Here is a 14550-nt window from a genome sequence, read left to right as displayed (position 1 = left end):
ATGCCCCTCAGTGGTCGTCTGTGTCACGTCCCGGAGACCGGTCTGACCGTTCCGCCGGGAATACGACGTGCCCGGGATGCCCGTCGTGCCGTCGCCATTCGTCCAGCTCCTTGACCAGGTCCTGCAGCTCCGAGCGGATCCAGTCGCGGGTCGCGACCTCGCCCAGGCCCATCCGCAGCGCGGCGATCTCCCGGGTCAGGTACTCGGTGTCGGCGATGGACCGCTCGTTCTGCTTGCGGTCCTGCTCCAGGTTGACCCGGTCGCGGTCGTCCTGCCTGTTCTGCGCGAGCAGGATCAGCGGGGCCGCGTAGGAGGCCTGCAGGGACAGCGCCAGGGTCAGGAAGATGAAGGGGTATTCGTCGAAGCGCAGGTGGCGGGGTGCGGCGATGTTCCACAGCACCCAGACGATGATGACGATCGTCATCCAGACGATGAAGCGTCCCGTGCCCAGGAAGCGGGCGATCCGCTCCGACAGCCGGCCGAAGGCCTCCGGGTCCCATTCGGGGATGATCCGGCGGCGCGGCGGGCGCGGCTGGTCCAGCCGGGGCGCACGGGGCCGGGTGGCGGCCGTGGCGCCCACCGGGTTGCGCTCACGGGTCGCGGTGTCACGCTCAGGAGCCATAGGTGCCCACCCCCTCGTTGTTCTCGTCGTCCAGGTGGAACTCCGTCTCGCGCCAGTCCTCGGGCAGCATGTGGTCCAGTACGTCGTCCACGGTGACCGCGCCGAGCAGCGACCCGGACTCGTCCACCACGGGCGCGGCGACCATGTCGTACGTGGCGAAGAACCCGGCGATGACGCGCAGCGCCGCGTCCGGGTCGAGGGGCAGCAGGTCGGTGTCGGCGATGGAGCTGACCAGGGAGTAGGGCGGCTCGCGCAGCAGCCGCTGGAAATGGACCGTGCCCAGGTACTTGCCGGTCGGGGTCTCGTCGGGCGGGCGGCAGACGTAGACCTGGGCGGCGAGGGCCGGGGAGAGGTCGGCGTTGCGGACCCGGGCGAGCGCGTCGGCGACGGTGGCGTCCGGGCGCAGCACGATCGGCTCGGTGGTCATCAGACCGCCGGCCGTGTGCTCCTCGTAGGACATCAGCCGGCGCATGTCGGCGGCGTCGGACGGCTGCATCAGGCTCAGCAGCCGCTCCTTGTCCTCCTCGGGCAGCTCGCCGAGCAGGTCGGCCGCGTCGTCGGGGTCCATGGCCTCCAGGACGTCCGCCGCGCGCTCCTCCTTGAGCTTGCCGAGGATCTCGATCTGGTCGTCCTCCGGGAGCTCTTCGAGCACGTCGGCCAGGCGGTCGTCGTCCAGGGCGGCGGCGACCTCGGCGCGCCGCTTGGGGGAGAGGTGGTGCAGGACGTTGGCGAGGTCGGCGGGGCGCAGCTGCTCGAAGGTGGCGAGCAGGCTCTCGGCGCCCTGTCCGTGCTCCTCCAGGGAGAAGCCGGTGACGGCCGACCACTCGACGGTCAGTGTCTCGCCCTTGGCCCGCCGGAAGGCGCTCGCCTTCCTGCCCTTGCGGACGAAGACGCGGTCGACCTCCCAGTCGCGGCGGGCCGGCAGCTGCTGCACGGACAGGTCGAGGACGGTGACCTCCTCGCGGGTCTCCACCAGCGTCACCCGCCGGTCCAGCAGCTCGCCGAAGACCAGCCGCTCGGTGGGCCGCTGCTCGAAGCGCCGGACGTTCATCACGCCGGTGGTGATGACCTGCCCGGACTCGACGCCGGTGATCCGGGTCATGGGCAGGAAGATACGGCGCCGGGTGGTCAGTTCGACGACCAGCCCGAGCAGCCGTGGGGGCCTGCGGCCCACGCGCAGCATCACGACCAGGTCGCGCACGCGGCCCACCTGGTCGCCGTTCGGGTCGAAGACGGGGACCCCGGCGAGGTGCGAGACGAAGATCCGGGGGGCGCCGGCTGCCATGACTGTGGTTCCTTTGGGTGGGGTTCGTGTGAGTTGCTCGGATATGCCCGCACGGTTGCGCTTCAGGCTAGCCCTTCCTGATCGGATACGCCCTGGTGGGCCGTCCGGACGGACCGGCTCCGCCGGACGGCCGGGGCACCGGTACGCTGCGGTACGCCGCTCAGGAACCGTCAGAAAGGCAGCTCCACCTGTGACTGCGATTCCCCGGGGCCGAACCGGCCGCGCCGCGCGGGTCACCGCACTGTGCGCACTGGCCGTGACAGGGGTGGCGGTGCTGACGGGGTGCGGCGGCGAGGATCCGGACGCGGGGACCAACGGCGTGGGCAAGCTGCCCGCCGCCGAGATCCAGGCCAAGACGCGGGCGGCGGCGTCGTCGGCGTCCGCGGTCCGGCTGTCCGGCACGGTTGTCACCAGCGGCCGTACGTACGCGCTGGACATGCAGCTCAAGGCCGACGGCGGCACCGGGTCGGTGACGTCCAAGGGGGCGACCTTCAAACTGCTGAGGGTCGGCAGGCAGCTGTATCTGAAGGCCGACGCGGACTTCTGGAACCAGGCCGACGGCAAGGGCGGCGACGGCGCGGGCGCCACGCTCGACGGCAAGTACGTCAAGGTGCCGCAGGCAGACCCCGCGTACAGGAAGTTCAGCGGCTTCACGGACAAGGACGTCCTCCTCGACGGACTGCTCACGCTGCACGGCACACTGGCGACCGACGGCCACCACGACGACGCGGGTACCCCCACCATCCGCATCACCGGCGACAAGGGCTCCGGCGGCAGCCTCGACGTCTCCCTGGAGGGCACGCCGTACCCCCTCCGCCTGGTCCGCGGCGGCGGGGCGGGGACGCTCAGTTTCTCGGAGTGGGGTAAGGACTTCGCCGTAGCCGAGCCCGCGAAGGGTGAGACCGTGGATTACGGCAAGCAGCTGCCGACGTCGTAGCGCGAACCGGCCCTCCTCAGCCCCGGCGCTCCTTGTGTTTCCGCCGCTTGGAAAGCAGCCTCGGCAAGCCCGCAGGAATCGGCATCCGCGTGGTCGCCGGAGTCGCGACCGGCCGCTCCGCCAGGCTGCCGGCGGGCAACGGCACCGCAGACCCCGCCGGAGCCAGCCGCAGCACCCGGCACTCGCGGGCCCAGCGGGCCGGCATCTGCTCGCCGTCGGGGGCGTTCAGGCGCTTGCCCTTCAGCTCGGCGACGGCCGCCTCCCATTCCTCGGAGCCGGCGGGCAGTTCGGACACGGTCGCCGGGAACGTCACCAGCCGGCCACCCTTGTCCTTGCTGCGCACGGTGACCTCGGCAGTGCCCCCGTCGACCAGCCCCTCCAGCGGCTGCTCACCGGGCCCGCCGCCGACCAGGCACACCGCGCCCTCGTGCCACACGTGCCACAGCGCACGCGCGGCGGAGGCCCCCGCGCCCCTGACCCAGACGAGGCCGGACTTCTTGGCGGCCTCCTCGAAGAGGGCCTGGTCGAGAAGGTCCTGGCCGGGCAGCTCGCTTGTCATGGCGCCCACCCTATCCAGCGCCCGCTCACAGCCAGCCGTTGCGCTTCAGCGTGCGGTGGATGCCGAGACAGATGGCGACCGTGATGCCCATGATCACCGGGTAGCCGTACTTCCAGTGCAGCTCGGGCATGTACCTGAAGTTCATGCCGTACACACCGCACACCATCGTCGGCACGGCGATGATCGCGGCCCAGGCGGTGATCTTGCGCATGTCCTCGTTCTGCGCGACGGACGCCTGCGCCAGGTTGGCCTGGAGGATGGAGTTGAGGAGTTCGTCGAAGCCCAGCACCTGCTCCTGGACCCGGGCGAGGTGGTCGGCGACGTCCCGGAAGTACTTCTGGATGTCCGGGTCGACCAGCCGCATCGGCCGCTCGCTCAGCAGCTGCATCGGGCGCAGCAACGGAGCCACCGCACGCTTGAACTCCAGCACCTCACGCTTGAGTTGGTAGATCCGCGCCGAGTCCACGCCACGGGACACCCCGCCCTTGCGGCCCGGTGAGAAGACCTCCGTCTCCACCTCGTCGATGTCGTCCTGCACCGCGTCGGCGACCGCGATGTAGCCGTCCACCACATGGTCGGCGATCGCGTGCAGTACCGCCGAGGGACCCTTGGCGAGCAGCTCCGGGTCGTCCTGCAGGCGGTGCCGGAGCGCCCGGAGCGAGCCCTGGCCGCCGTGCCGGACGGTGATGAAGAAGTCCCGGCCGGTGAAGCACATGACCTCGCCGGACTCCACCACCTCGCTGTTGGCGGTGAGCAGGTCGTGTTCGACGTAGTGGATGGTCTTGAAGACGGTGAAGAGCGAGTCGTCGTACCGCTCCAGCTTGGGCCGCTGATGGGCCTGCACCGCGTCCTCCACGGCCAGCGGGTGCAGCCCGAACTCGGCGGCGATACCGGCGAATTCGGCCTCGGTCGGCTCGTGCAGACCGATCCACACGAAGCCGCCGTCGCGCCGCACCAGCCGCATCGCCTCGTGCGGGCTCAGCGGCTTGTCGCTGCGCACGCGCACGCCGTCGCGGTAGACGGCGCAGTCGACCACGGCCGACGGGCTGGCGGGGTCGCGGGTGGTGTCGTACGACACGCTCGATGTGCTGGTGGGCTTGCGCAGCGAGACGCGGGACGGACGGACCACGGCGCGCAGGTCGCGGATCATCGACATGGGCAGGCTCCTTCGCGACAGGCAACGAAAGACCGCCGGCGACGGGTGGAACTACCCGGAATGGGGACGTCCTGACTGCGGGATGTTTGGCACGTCCACAAAGCGGGGAGCACCGCACCGTCGCGGTGGCGACTTCGCTACTGATGCAGAACTGATGCGATCGGCAGATCGGGTGATCAGACGGATCGGATGATCAGGCGGATCAGGCAAAGCGAAACGAAGTGCTCTTCCGAAGGGCAACGCGCACAGGAAGGTGTAGAGCAGCCGGAAACCAGCCAGTGACTACATCAACGGGCGGAAGAGCGAGTGGTACTGCACGGTCGACTTCGATCCATGACAGCCCCACCTCCTCCGGCCGGTCCCTCGTAAGGGAGTCTTATCGGCGTCGGGGCTTGATAGCGACGCTTCTGCGTGCTGCCCCGAACCACCGGCTCAGCGTAGCAGCCGCCCGATGTGTCAAGGTGCTGCTTTGCCCGCTACTGACGAGTTCTATGCTCACCGCATGGTTGATGTTCTTCCTCTGGTCGAGGCACGGTTGACCACCGCGCTGGGCGCGCCGGACGCGCGTGCCGCCGTCACCTTCCTCGGCACGGACCGCATCGAGGTGCTCCGGTTCCAGGAGGGGGACGTCCTGCGGTACGCCACCCTCGGCATGTCCGCACACCCCATGACCGACCCCACCGCGACGCTCGCCGACCCGGTCAAGGGCCCCCGCGCCGAGCTGGTCCTCTCCGTCCGCGCGGGCCTCGCCGACACCGACGAGGTGCTCCGCCCGCTCGCCGTGCTCGCCGCGTCCCCGCAGGTCGAGGGCCTGATCGTGACCCCGGGCGGCTCTCTGGACGTCGGTGGTCCGCTGTGGCCCGGCGCCCCCTTCACCTCGGTCCTGGTGGGTGAGCCCGGCGGCCTGGTCGAGGACCTGGAGCTGGACGACCCCATGGAGCCCGTACGGTTCCTGCCGCTGCTGCCGATGACCCCGAACGAGGCCGCCTGGAAGCGGGTGCACGGCGCCCAGGCCCTGCAGGAGCGGTGGCTCGCGAACGGCACGGACCTGAGGGACCCCGCCCGCAGGTCCGTCCCGCTCGACTGATCCCTGAGTGACGGATCTCACCAACGCAAGGCTGGATCCGGTCAGTTGGCAAAGACAGTGACGCCGTCCTCGGTGGCGTGCGCCGTCTCCAGCTCCTCGGCCGTGGGGGTCCCCCCGCTCGAGCGAGGTCGAGAGTGGGGGAGCGTGAGGGCGCGGCGCCGTACGAGGACCACGACCGCGCCCAGCACTGCCGTGACCGCTGCCACCACGAACGGGGTGTGGATGTCGCTCCACTCCTCGATCTTCGGGGCGAAGTAGGGCGCGGCGGCGGCCGCGAACCAGCGGACGAAGTTGTAGCCCGCGCTCGCCACCGGGCGCGGGGCGTCCGACACGCCGAGGGCCAGTTCGGTGTAGACAGTGTTGTTCACGCCGATGAAGGCGCCGGACAGGATCGTGCAGACGATCGCGGTGGTGTGGTCGCCGTAGCCGAGGACCAGCACGTCCGCGGCCAGCAGCACCAGTGAGCCGCCGAGCACCTTCAGCGAGCCGAAGCGCTCCTGCATGCGCGGCGCAACGATCACGGAGAAGACCGCCAGCAGCACGCCCCACGCGAAGAACACCGCGCCGGAGCGGTACGGGGTCATGTCCAGTACGAACGGCGTGAAGGCCAGCACCGTGAAGAACGTGTAGTTGTAGAAGAACGCCGAGATCGCCGCCGAGGCCAGGCCGCCGTGGCCGAGCGCCCTGAGCGGGTCGAGTACCGAGGTCCTGCGGGCCGGCTTCGGCTGCTCCTTCAGGAACGCCGTGATGCACAGGAAGCCGATCGCCATCAGCGTGGCCGTGCCGAAAAAGGGGTAGCGCCAGCTGAGGTTGCCGAGGATCGCGCCGAGCAGCGGGCCGCAGGCCATGCCGAGGCCGAGCGCGGACTCGTACAGCAGGATCGCCGCCGCGCTGCCCCCGGCCGCCGCGCCGACGATCACCGCGAGCGCGGTCGAGACGAAGAGCGCGTTGCCGAGACCCCAGCCGGCCCGGAAGCCGACCAGCTGCCCGACACTGTGCGAGGTGCCGGCCAGGCCCGCGAAGACGACCACGAAGGCGAGGCCGAGCAGCAGGGTCTTGCGGCCGCCGATGCGGCTGGAGACGAACCCGGTCAGCAGCATCGCGACCGCGGTGATCAGAAAGTACGAGGTGAACAGCAGGGACACCTGGCCGGCGGTGGCGTGCAGGCCCTGCGCGATCGACGGCAGGATCGGGTCGACCAGTCCGATGCCCATGAAGGCGACGACGGAGGCGCCGGCCGTGGCCCAGACCGCCTTGGGCTGCCGCAGCAGGTCCATCTGTACTCACCACTCCCATGACAAGTTAGCTTTGCTAATTAATGTATGTTACATCAAATTTGCCGGACGGGTGATCGTCCTTGACGTGGGCGGGCAGGGGTAGGACCGTGGAGCCCTATGAGGGGCGAACCCAGTTGCCCGAGGTGCGGTGGCCGGGTCAGGGCGCCCGGTCTCTTCGCCGATGCGTGGCAGTGCGATGTACACGGCACGGTGTATCCGCTGCAGCCCGTGATCCCGCCCAGTGTGGAAGCCCTCGCTGCCGTCGTGCACCGCACGCACGTCCCGTTGTGGATGCCCTGGCCGTTGCCGGTCGGCTGGCTCTTCACGGGCGTGGCCTACGCGGGTGACGACCGCAGCGGCGGCCGTGCGACCGTCGTCGCCTGTTCCGGCCCCGGCCCACTGGGCGGCCCGGGTGAACTCATCCTGGTCGCCGAGGAACTGGGCGTCGGCCTCGGCGCGCGGTACGCGGGCATCGACGGCCCGGACCCGGGGTCGTACATGAACGTCGAGAAGCCGCCGCAGGCCAAGGTGCTGGCCGCCGGCCGGCCGACCCCGCTCTGGCACGTCTACCGCACCCCCGACGACCGGGCAGTCTTCGCCGGTGAGGCCCTCGGCATGTGGCTGTGGGCGGTGATGTGGCCCGAGCAGGCGGGGCTGCTCATGTACGACGAGCTGGTGCTGACGGATCTGCGGGACGCGGGGGCGGAGCTGGATCTGGTGCCGTTCGGGGCGTTGTCGCCGCGCTTGCTTCGGCCGTAGCGCCCACTGGGTGCCGGGGGCTCGCCGTTTGCGGGTGCGGGTGCGGGTGCGTGATGGGCTGGTCGTGCAGTTCCCCGCGCCCCTGAGGGGGTTGCGGTAAAGGGTGCTTCCCGGGTGCGGGTGTGACAGTGGGCTTCAAAAACCCGGCTATCCTTAGGTGTCCCCTTCCGTCCGTCACTGCCTGGAGTCTGCGTGCGTATCGATCTGCACTGTCACTCCACGGCCTCCGACGGTACGGACACCCCGGCCGAGCTGGTGCGCAATGCCGCCGCTGCCGGGCTGGACGTCGTCGCGCTGACCGACCATGACACCACCCGTGGGTACGGCGAGGCGATCGCCGCGCTGCCCGAGGGGCTGACCCTGGTCACCGGCGCCGAGCTGTCCTGCCGTGTCGACGGCATCTCCATGCACATGCTGGCCTACCTCTTCGACCCCGCGGAGCCCGCCCTGCTCGCCGAGCGTGAGCTGGTGCGGGACGACCGGGTGCCGCGGGCCAAGGGCATGATCGCCAAGCTCAACGCGCTGGGCGTGCCGGTCACCTGGGAGCAGGTCGAGCGGATCGCGGCCGGCGGTTCCGTGGGGCGCCCGCATGTCGCGACGGCGCTGGTCGAGCTGGGCGTCGTACCGACGGTGAGCGACGCGTTCACCGAGGAGTGGCTGGCCGACGGCGGCCGCGCCTACGTGGAGAAGCACGAGACGGACCCCTTCGAGGCGATCCGGCTGGTCAAGAACGCGGGCGGGGTCTGTGTGTTCGCCCACCCGGCCGCCGCAAAGCGGGGTCGTACGGTCCCGGAGGCGCGCATCGCGGAGCTGGCCGAGGCCGGTCTGGACGGCGTCGAGGTCGATCACATGGACCACGACGCCGACGCGCGCGACCGGCTGCGGGGCCTGGCGAAGGAGCTGGATCTGCTGGTCACGGGCTCCTCGGACTACCACGGCAGCCGCAAGACCGTGGCGCTGGGCGCGTACACGACCGACCCCGAGGTGTACGGGGAGATCACGCGGCGGGCCACCGGGGCGTTTCCCGTGCCGGGGACCGGCGGGGCCTGAGGCCCTCAGGGGCCCGTCCGCGCCCGTAGTTCACCCTTTCCAGCAAGGCCAGTACTTCCCTCATGTTCGACATCGCCGTCTTCGGCTCTCTGTTTCTGACCCTTTTCGTCATCATGGATCCCCCTGGGATCACCCCGATCTTCCTCGCCCTGACCGCCGGCCGTCCGGCCAAGGTGCAGAAGCGCATGGCCTTCCAGGCGGTGTGCGTCGCGGGCGGGGTCATCGCCACCTTCGGTGTCCTGGGCCACCAGATCCTCGACTACCTGCACGTCTCCGTCCCCGCGCTGATGATCGCGGGCGGTCTGCTGCTTCTGCTGATCGCGCTGGACCTGCTCACCGGCAAGACCGACGAGCCGAAGCAGACCAAGGACGTGAACGTGGCGCTCGTACCGCTGGGCATGCCGCTGCTGGCCGGCCCCGGTGCGATCGTGTCCGTGATCCTGGCCGTGCAGAAGGCCGACAGTGTGGCCACGCAGATCTCGGTGTGGTCCGCGATCCTCGCGATCCATGTCGTGCTGTGGCTGGTGATGCGCTACTCGCTGCTGATCATCCGGGTCATCAAGGACGGCGGTGTCGTGCTGGTGACGCGGCTCGCGGGCATGATGCTCTCCGCGATCGCCGTGCAGCAGATCATCAACGGGATCACTCAGGTCATCCGGGGGAGCTGAACGGTTGTCGGCTCGGCTCCCCCGGAAAGCTTGAGTGGCGCGCAGCGCGTGAGCGTTACGAGGCCTGGGTGTCGGCCGGGCGGATCCACAGGCGCTGTCCGATGGCGGCGGCCTGCTGAACGATCCGGTTGACGGAGGCGGCGTCCACGACGGTGCTGTCCACGGTGGTGCCGTCGACCTCGTCGAGTCGCATGATTTCGAAGCGCATGGGCTTCTCCCTTCGTCTGGTCATCCTCCTGAGGAGAACTACTTGGTGGGCCGGAGGTTCTCCGGCCTCGTGAGCAGTCAACGTGCTGCTTGTTACAAACATTCCCTACGCTAAAGAAATTTTTCGAACAACTAATTACTGACTGGTAAGCGGAGGGTGCGGAACCGATCGGGAGCGGTTGTGTTCGCAGCGTGACCACCGGGACAATGGAGGCGATGAACGACGACCTGGCGGCCCTGGGCGCCCGCATCGACCGCACGAACGAGCTGCTGGAACGCATGCTCGCCGAGGTGGCGAAGACGCCCTCCACCCACGCGATCTTCGTCGACGCGGGCTACCTGTACGCGGCGGCGGGCCGGCTGGTCGCCGGTACCGAGGACCGCCGGGCCTTCGACCTCGACGCCGAGGGGCTGATCGAGGCCCTCATCGACCGGGCCCGCCAGGTCTTCGCGGACAGCCGCCTGCTGCGCGTGTACTGGTACGACGGCGCCCGCCGGCGCATCCACACCGCCGAGCAGCAGTCGATCGCCGAACTCCCCGACGTCAAGGTCCGCCTCGGCAACCTCAACGCCAACAACCAGCAGAAGGGCGTCGATTCCCTGATCCGCAGCGACCTCGAATCACTGGCGAGGCACCGCGCGATCAGCGACGCCGCCCTGCTGGGCGGCGACGAGGACCTGGTCTCGGCGGTCGAGGCGGCACAGGGCTACGGCGCCCGCGTCCACCTGTGGGGCATCGAGGCCCCCGAGGGCCGCAACCAGGCGGAACCCCTCCTGTGGGAGGTCGACAGCCAGCGCACCCTCGACCTCGAGTTCTTCAAGCCGTACGTCTCCCGCCGCACCGCCGCCGCCTACGACGCCACCGCCGGCACCCGCCCCACCCGCGAGGACGTCCGTTTCGTGGGCGCCCAGATCGCCGCGAAGTGGCTCGTCTCCCGAGGCCGCGAGGCCCTGGTGGAACTGCTTCCCGGCCACCCCTACCTCCCGGGCTCCGTCGACCAGGACCTGCTGGTCGAGGCCGAGGGCCTGCTCCAGTACTCCCTGCGCGGCCAGGCGGACCTGCGCCGCGCCCTGCGGGACGGCTTCTGGGACCATCTGCAGGCGCAGTACTAACCCTGCTCGGCCGCGGTGTCCCAGAAGTCGGCGATCGCGCGGGCCGTGGCGAGGGGCTGGTCGGTGTTGGGGGAGTGCTCGGCGTTCTCGATCACCGTCCGCCGTGCGCTCAGCCGTACCGCCATGTCGTCCAGCAGGGGCAGCGGCCAGGTGTCGTCCCGCGCGCCGGACAGGACGTGGAACGGCAGTGGCAGCGCGGCCAGTTCCGTGACCCGGTCCGGTTCCACGCACAACTGGCGCCCGGTGGCGATGAGTTGGGCGGGCCTGGTGCCCAGCCAGCGGCGCTGCAGGTCGTCGCGGTCGTCGAGGCCGCCGTCGAGCGCCGCCGTCTCGGTCTCCTCGGGCGTCTCCATCGCCCGCATCGCGTCCCACACCTGGCCCATGGTCATCACCGCGAGGGCGTCCCGCAGCAGCTTCACGCGCTGCTGCTGGGGTTCCGAGATCTGCGCGGGGCCGGAGGCCATGAGGGTGAGAGACCGGAAGGGTGTGTGGTCGATCAGTACGGCCGCGCGCGAGATCTGCCCGCCGAGGGAGTGCCCCAGCAGATGCACCGGCTCCCCGAGCGCCGCCGCCTGCGCCAGCACGTCCCGCGCCAACTCCTGCTGCGCGTAAGCCGATTCGTCGGTCTCCGGCCCGTCCGACTCGTACTGCCCGCGTCCGTCCACGGCCACGGTCCGGTACCCGCGCCGCGCGAGCGGCACGTGCAGCGGATTGAAGTCCTCCTTGCTCCCCGTGAACCCCGGCAGCAACAGTGCCACCCCTCGGGGCTCCACCCCGTCGGCCACGGGAGCGTCGACGACGGCGAACTCCCCGCGCGCGGTCCGCAGCGCGTACGCACGGGCACCGGGGGGCGGGACGAAGGTGGCGGGCCTGCTCATGGGGAGAGGTTATCGGGCGGGGTTTGCCTGCGGTGCGGCTGTGCGGGGGCGGGTCGCTGGAACTGCGTGAACGGCCAGAACGGATCCGCAGTCGGGAGACGGGCCCGCAGCACAACGGCGCGGCGGCCGAAAATGCGGCTGCCCGGTCCACCACTGTGGACCGGGCAGCCGCTGGCTGGTGCCGATCAGCCCTCGGTGACCTCGACGGCAGCCGTGGCCTTACGGGTACGGCGACGCGGCGTGGCCGCCGGCTCCGGCTCCTCGGTGGCCTGCGCCGGAATCTCCGCAGTGACCGCCTTGGCGACGGCCTTGCGGGTCCGCCGGACCTTCGGCGCGGCCACCTCGGCATCCCCGTCCGCCTCGACGACCGCGGTGGCCGCCTTGCGGGTGCGGCGGGGCTTGGCCTCGGCCTCGGGGGCCTCGGTCGTCTCCGGGGCGGTGGCGGCCTTCTTGCGGGTGCGGCGGGGCTTGGCTTCCGTGCCTTCGGCCGTGGCGACGGCCGTCTCGGCGGCGGGCTCGGCCGCGGCGGCCGTCTTGCGGGTGCGGCGGGGCTTGGCCTCGGCCTCGGGGGCCTCGGTCGTCTCCGGGGCGGTGGCGGCCTTCTTGCGGGTGCGGCGGGGCTTGGGCTCCGCCTCCGTGTCCGCCGGTGCCGCCTCGGTCGTCTCCGGGGTGGCGGCGGCCGTCTTCCGCGTGCGGCGCGGCTTCGCTTCCGTGCCCTCGGCCGTGGCGACGGCCGTCTCGGCGGCGGGCTCGGCCGTCTTGCGGGTGCGGCGGCGCGGCTTGGCCTCCGGCGCCTCCACGGGCGCGGCCTCCACAGGCGCCGTCTCCGGCTCCGGCGTTTCGGACGCGGTGGCCTCGGGCGCCGTGCCGGGCGCGGCCGACTCCGCCGACTTGCGGGTACGGCGGCGGCGCGGCTTCTCCGGGGCCACAGGGGTCTCCGCGGACTCGTGGGTCTCCTGGGGCTCAGGGGTCTCCAGCTGGGCCGGGCCCTCCGCCGTGGCCACCGACTCGACGGCGGCCTCGGCGGCCGTCGTCACCGGCTGCGCCGATCCCCCGCCGCGCGTACGGCGACGGCGGCGCAGCGTGCGGGAAGCGCTCGGCTCCTCCACGCCGGTGGCCTCCGCGGCGCCCGACTCGGACGCCGGCACCGCAGTGGCCGCGCCGGCGTCGAGCGGCGCCCCGCCACGGGTGCGGCGGCGACGGCGCGGCGTACGGTCCGTACGCTCGCGCTCGGCGGTGCCGGACTCGGGACGGCCACGACGCTCGTCCCGGCCACCACGCTCGTCCCGGCCACCACGGCCGCGGCCGCGAGCGCCACGCCCGCCGGTCTCGCCGAGGTCCTCCAGCTCCTCCGCTTCCAGACCGGCACGGGTCCGCTCCGAGCGCGGCAGGACGCCCTTGGTGCCCGCGGGGATGCCGAGGTCGGAGAACAGGTGCGGGGAGGAGGAGTACGTCTCCACCGGGTCGTTGAAGTCCAGCTCCAGCGCCTTGTTGATCAGCTGCCAGCGCGGGATGTCGTCCCAGTCGACGAACGTGATCGCCGTACCCTTGGCGCCCGCGCGGCCCGTACGGCCGACCCGGTGCAGGTACGTCTTCTCGTCCTCGGGGGACTGGTAGTTGATGACGTGGGTCACGCCCTCGACGTCGATGCCGCGCGCGGCGACGTCGGTGCAGACCAGGACGTCGACCTTGCCGTTGCGGAAGGCGCGCAGCGCCTGCTCGCGCGCGCCCTGGCCGAGGTCGCCGTGGACCGCGCCTGAGGCGAAACCGCGCTGCTGGAGCTGCTCGGCGATGTCGGCGGCCGTGCGCTTCGTACGGCAGAAGATCATCGCGAGCCCGCGGCCGTCGGCCTGCAGGATGCGGGCGACCATCTCCGGCTTGTCCATGTTGTGCGCGCGGTAGACGAACTGCTTGATGTTCGCGACCGTCGCGCCCTCGTCGTCCGGCGCGGTGGCGCGGATGTGCGTGGGCCGGGACATGTAGCGGCGCGCGAGGCCGATGACCGCGCCCGGCATGGTCGCCGAGAACAGCATGGTCTGGCGCTTGACCGGCAGCATGTCGATGATCTTCTCGACGTCGGGCAGGAAGCCCAGGTCGAGCATCTCGTCGGCCTCGTCGAGGACCAGGCACTTGACGTGCTTCAGGTTCAGCTTCTTCTGGCCCGCGAGGTCGAGGAGGCGGCCCGGGGTGCCGACGACCACGTCGACGCCCTTCTTCAGGGCCTCCACCTGGGGCTCGTAGGCCCGGCCGCCGTAGATCGCGGTCACGCGTACGTTACGGACCTTGCCCGCCGTCAGCAGGTCGTTGGTGACCTGGGTGCACAGCTCGCGCGTGGGGACGACGACGAGCGCCTGCGGGGCGTCGGTGAGGGATTCGGGGGCGGCGCGTCCGGCCTCTACGTCGGCGGGGACGGTGACGCGCTCCAGGAGCGGAAGACCGAAGCCCAGCGTCTTGCCGGTGCCGGTCTTGGCCTGGCCGATGACGTCCGTGCCGGACAGGGCGACGGGGAGCGTCATCTCCTGGATGGGGAAGGGAGTGATGATGCCGACGGCCTCCAGGGCCTCGGCCGTCTCGGGAAGGATTCCGAGGTCTCGAAACGTGGTAGTCAGGGTCATGCCTCTTCTGTGTGCGCGGCGCGAGGCGAGCGCGGGGGTCATGTGCGACCGTGCCGGGGACGTCGGCCGCCGTACGGGCGAGCCACTCAGGGCAAGCCGTATGACACGGGACCACTGCCGACGCTCTAGCGCTCGTACCGCTGAGGGTGTCCCTCCGGTCGTCGTACGTACTGTGCCGTACGGCCAGGGAGGGCTGTCGGGTCGGAGCCGATCGGGCCACCGACCGGGCATCCTCATGCGTGCGCCCTGTTCCGAGACGTCGAACACCGTCGACGCACTCTCGCAGGCGCATTACCACCATACCCCGGATTCGCGCACATGCGATGGCCGATTTGGT

General features: G+C 70.9%; 14 protein-coding genes. 6 read left to right on the top strand and 8 right to left on the bottom strand.

The features are described from left to right. Positions 1-7 precede the first annotated feature (7 nt). Together SRB17_RS14575 and SRB17_RS14570 are read right to left on the bottom strand one after the other, a co-directional pair. Positions 8-622: a DUF1003 domain-containing protein gene (locus tag SRB17_RS14575; protein WP_153538691.1), complete on the bottom strand. Its 615-nt coding sequence runs from the start codon at positions 620-622 to the stop codon at positions 8-10. After that, on the bottom strand, positions 612-1907 hold the full coding sequence (locus SRB17_RS14570; protein ID WP_153538689.1) for a magnesium transporter MgtE N-terminal domain-containing protein: 1296 nt from the start codon (positions 1905-1907) through the stop codon (positions 612-614). The genes SRB17_RS14575 and SRB17_RS14570 overlap by 11 nt, the downstream gene beginning before the upstream one ends. A 190-nt stretch (positions 1908-2097) precedes the next feature. Here SRB17_RS14570 and SRB17_RS14565 point away from each other — a divergent pair, with 190 nt between their 5' ends. After that, on the top strand, positions 2098-2844 hold the full coding sequence (locus SRB17_RS14565) for a hypothetical protein (RefSeq protein WP_323375528.1): 747 nt from the start codon (positions 2098-2100) through the stop codon (positions 2842-2844). Positions 2845-2860: 16 nt separating this feature from the next. On the opposite strand, the gene SRB17_RS14560 is transcribed toward SRB17_RS14565, so the two are convergent. After that, entirely contained in the window at positions 2861-3403 is a 543-nt protein-coding gene (locus SRB17_RS14560; RefSeq protein WP_153538687.1) for a hypothetical protein, read from the bottom strand. 25 nt (positions 3404-3428) lie between these two features. Continuing rightward, entirely contained in the window at positions 3429-4559 is a 1131-nt protein-coding gene (locus SRB17_RS14555; protein WP_153538685.1) for a magnesium and cobalt transport protein CorA, read from the bottom strand. A gap of 502 nt (positions 4560-5061) precedes the next feature. Here SRB17_RS14555 and SRB17_RS14550 point away from each other — a divergent pair. After that, the gene (locus tag SRB17_RS14550) at positions 5062-5646 is read left to right on the top strand and encodes a suppressor of fused domain protein (protein WP_153538683.1); all 585 of its coding nucleotides are present in this window, start codon (positions 5062-5064) and stop codon (positions 5644-5646) included. A gap of 41 nt (positions 5647-5687) precedes the next feature. Here SRB17_RS14550 and SRB17_RS14545 read toward each other — a convergent pair whose 3' ends face one another. Continuing rightward, a complete protein-coding gene (locus tag SRB17_RS14545; protein ID WP_153538681.1) occupies positions 5688-6923 on the bottom strand; it encodes an MFS transporter in 1236 nt (411 codons plus the stop codon). 117 nt (positions 6924-7040) lie between these two features. Here SRB17_RS14545 and SRB17_RS14540 point away from each other — a divergent pair, with 117 nt between their 5' ends. The 3 genes from SRB17_RS14540 to SRB17_RS14530 all read left to right on the top strand — a co-directional run bounded on the left by SRB17_RS14540 (position 7041) and on the right by SRB17_RS14530 (position 9400). Continuing rightward, a complete protein-coding gene (locus SRB17_RS14540) occupies positions 7041-7682 on the top strand; it encodes a DUF6758 family protein (protein WP_153538679.1) in 642 nt (213 codons plus the stop codon). A 192-nt stretch (positions 7683-7874) separates the two neighbouring features. Then, positions 7875-8732, top strand: coding sequence for a PHP domain-containing protein (locus SRB17_RS14535; RefSeq protein WP_323375527.1), 858 nt, complete (start codon positions 7875-7877; stop codon positions 8730-8732). Positions 8733-8794: 62 nt separating this feature from the next. After that, positions 8795-9400: a MarC family protein gene (locus tag SRB17_RS14530; RefSeq protein ID WP_153538675.1), complete on the top strand. Its 606-nt coding sequence runs from the start codon at positions 8795-8797 to the stop codon at positions 9398-9400. A 55-nt stretch (positions 9401-9455) separates the two neighbouring features. Here SRB17_RS14530 and SRB17_RS45400 read toward each other — a convergent pair whose 3' ends face one another. Next, positions 9456-9608: a hypothetical protein gene (locus SRB17_RS45400; protein WP_194294011.1), complete on the bottom strand. Its 153-nt coding sequence runs from the start codon at positions 9606-9608 to the stop codon at positions 9456-9458. Between the two features lie 206 nt (positions 9609-9814). Between SRB17_RS45400 and SRB17_RS14525 the strand changes: the two genes are divergently transcribed. Beyond that, the gene (locus SRB17_RS14525; RefSeq protein WP_153539661.1) at positions 9815-10720 is read left to right on the top strand and encodes an NYN domain-containing protein; all 906 of its coding nucleotides are present in this window, start codon (positions 9815-9817) and stop codon (positions 10718-10720) included. Here SRB17_RS14525 and SRB17_RS14520 read toward each other — a convergent pair. Continuing rightward, on the bottom strand, positions 10717-11598 hold the full coding sequence (locus SRB17_RS14520; protein ID WP_153538672.1) for an alpha/beta fold hydrolase: 882 nt from the start codon (positions 11596-11598) through the stop codon (positions 10717-10719). The genes SRB17_RS14525 and SRB17_RS14520 overlap by 4 nt on opposite strands. A gap of 185 nt (positions 11599-11783) precedes the next feature. Further along, entirely contained in the window at positions 11784-14213 is a 2430-nt protein-coding gene (locus tag SRB17_RS14515) for a DEAD/DEAH box helicase (RefSeq protein ID WP_228396072.1), read from the bottom strand. Between the last annotated feature and the right edge of the window lie 337 nt (positions 14214-14550).

The organism is Streptomyces sp. RB17, assembly GCF_009604455.1.
GTDB lineage: Bacteria > Actinomycetota > Actinomycetes > Streptomycetales > Streptomycetaceae > Streptomyces.
This window is presented reverse-complemented; position numbering and strand designations above follow the sequence as displayed.

Coding starts and splice junctions, on each gene's coding strand:
- SRB17_RS14575 (WP_153538691.1), bottom strand. CDS start 622: ATGGCTCCTGAGCGTGACACCGCGACCCGTGAGCGCAACCCGGTGGGC.
- SRB17_RS14570 (WP_153538689.1), bottom strand. CDS start 1,907: ATGGCAGCCGGCGCCCCCCGGATCTTCGTCTCGCACCTCGCCGGGGTC.
- SRB17_RS14560 (WP_153538687.1), bottom strand. CDS start 3,403: ATGACAAGCGAGCTGCCCGGCCAGGACCTTCTCGACCAGGCCCTCTTC.
- SRB17_RS14555 (WP_153538685.1), bottom strand. CDS start 4,559: ATGTCGATGATCCGCGACCTGCGCGCCGTGGTCCGTCCGTCCCGCGTC.
- SRB17_RS14550 (WP_153538683.1), top strand. CDS start 5,062: ATGGTTGATGTTCTTCCTCTGGTCGAGGCACGGTTGACCACCGCGCTG.
- SRB17_RS14545 (WP_153538681.1), bottom strand. CDS start 6,923: ATGGACCTGCTGCGGCAGCCCAAGGCGGTCTGGGCCACGGCCGGCGCC.
- SRB17_RS14540 (WP_153538679.1), top strand. CDS start 7,041: ATGAGGGGCGAACCCAGTTGCCCGAGGTGCGGTGGCCGGGTCAGGGCG.
- SRB17_RS14530 (WP_153538675.1), top strand. CDS start 8,795: ATGTTCGACATCGCCGTCTTCGGCTCTCTGTTTCTGACCCTTTTCGTC.
- SRB17_RS45400 (WP_194294011.1), bottom strand. CDS start 9,608: ATGCGCTTCGAAATCATGCGACTCGACGAGGTCGACGGCACCACCGTG.
- SRB17_RS14525 (WP_153539661.1), top strand. CDS start 9,815: ATGGAGGCGATGAACGACGACCTGGCGGCCCTGGGCGCCCGCATCGAC.
- SRB17_RS14520 (WP_153538672.1), bottom strand. CDS start 11,598: ATGAGCAGGCCCGCCACCTTCGTCCCGCCCCCCGGTGCCCGTGCGTAC.
- SRB17_RS14515 (WP_228396072.1), bottom strand. CDS start 14,213: ATGACCCTGACTACCACGTTTCGAGACCTCGGAATCCTTCCCGAGACG.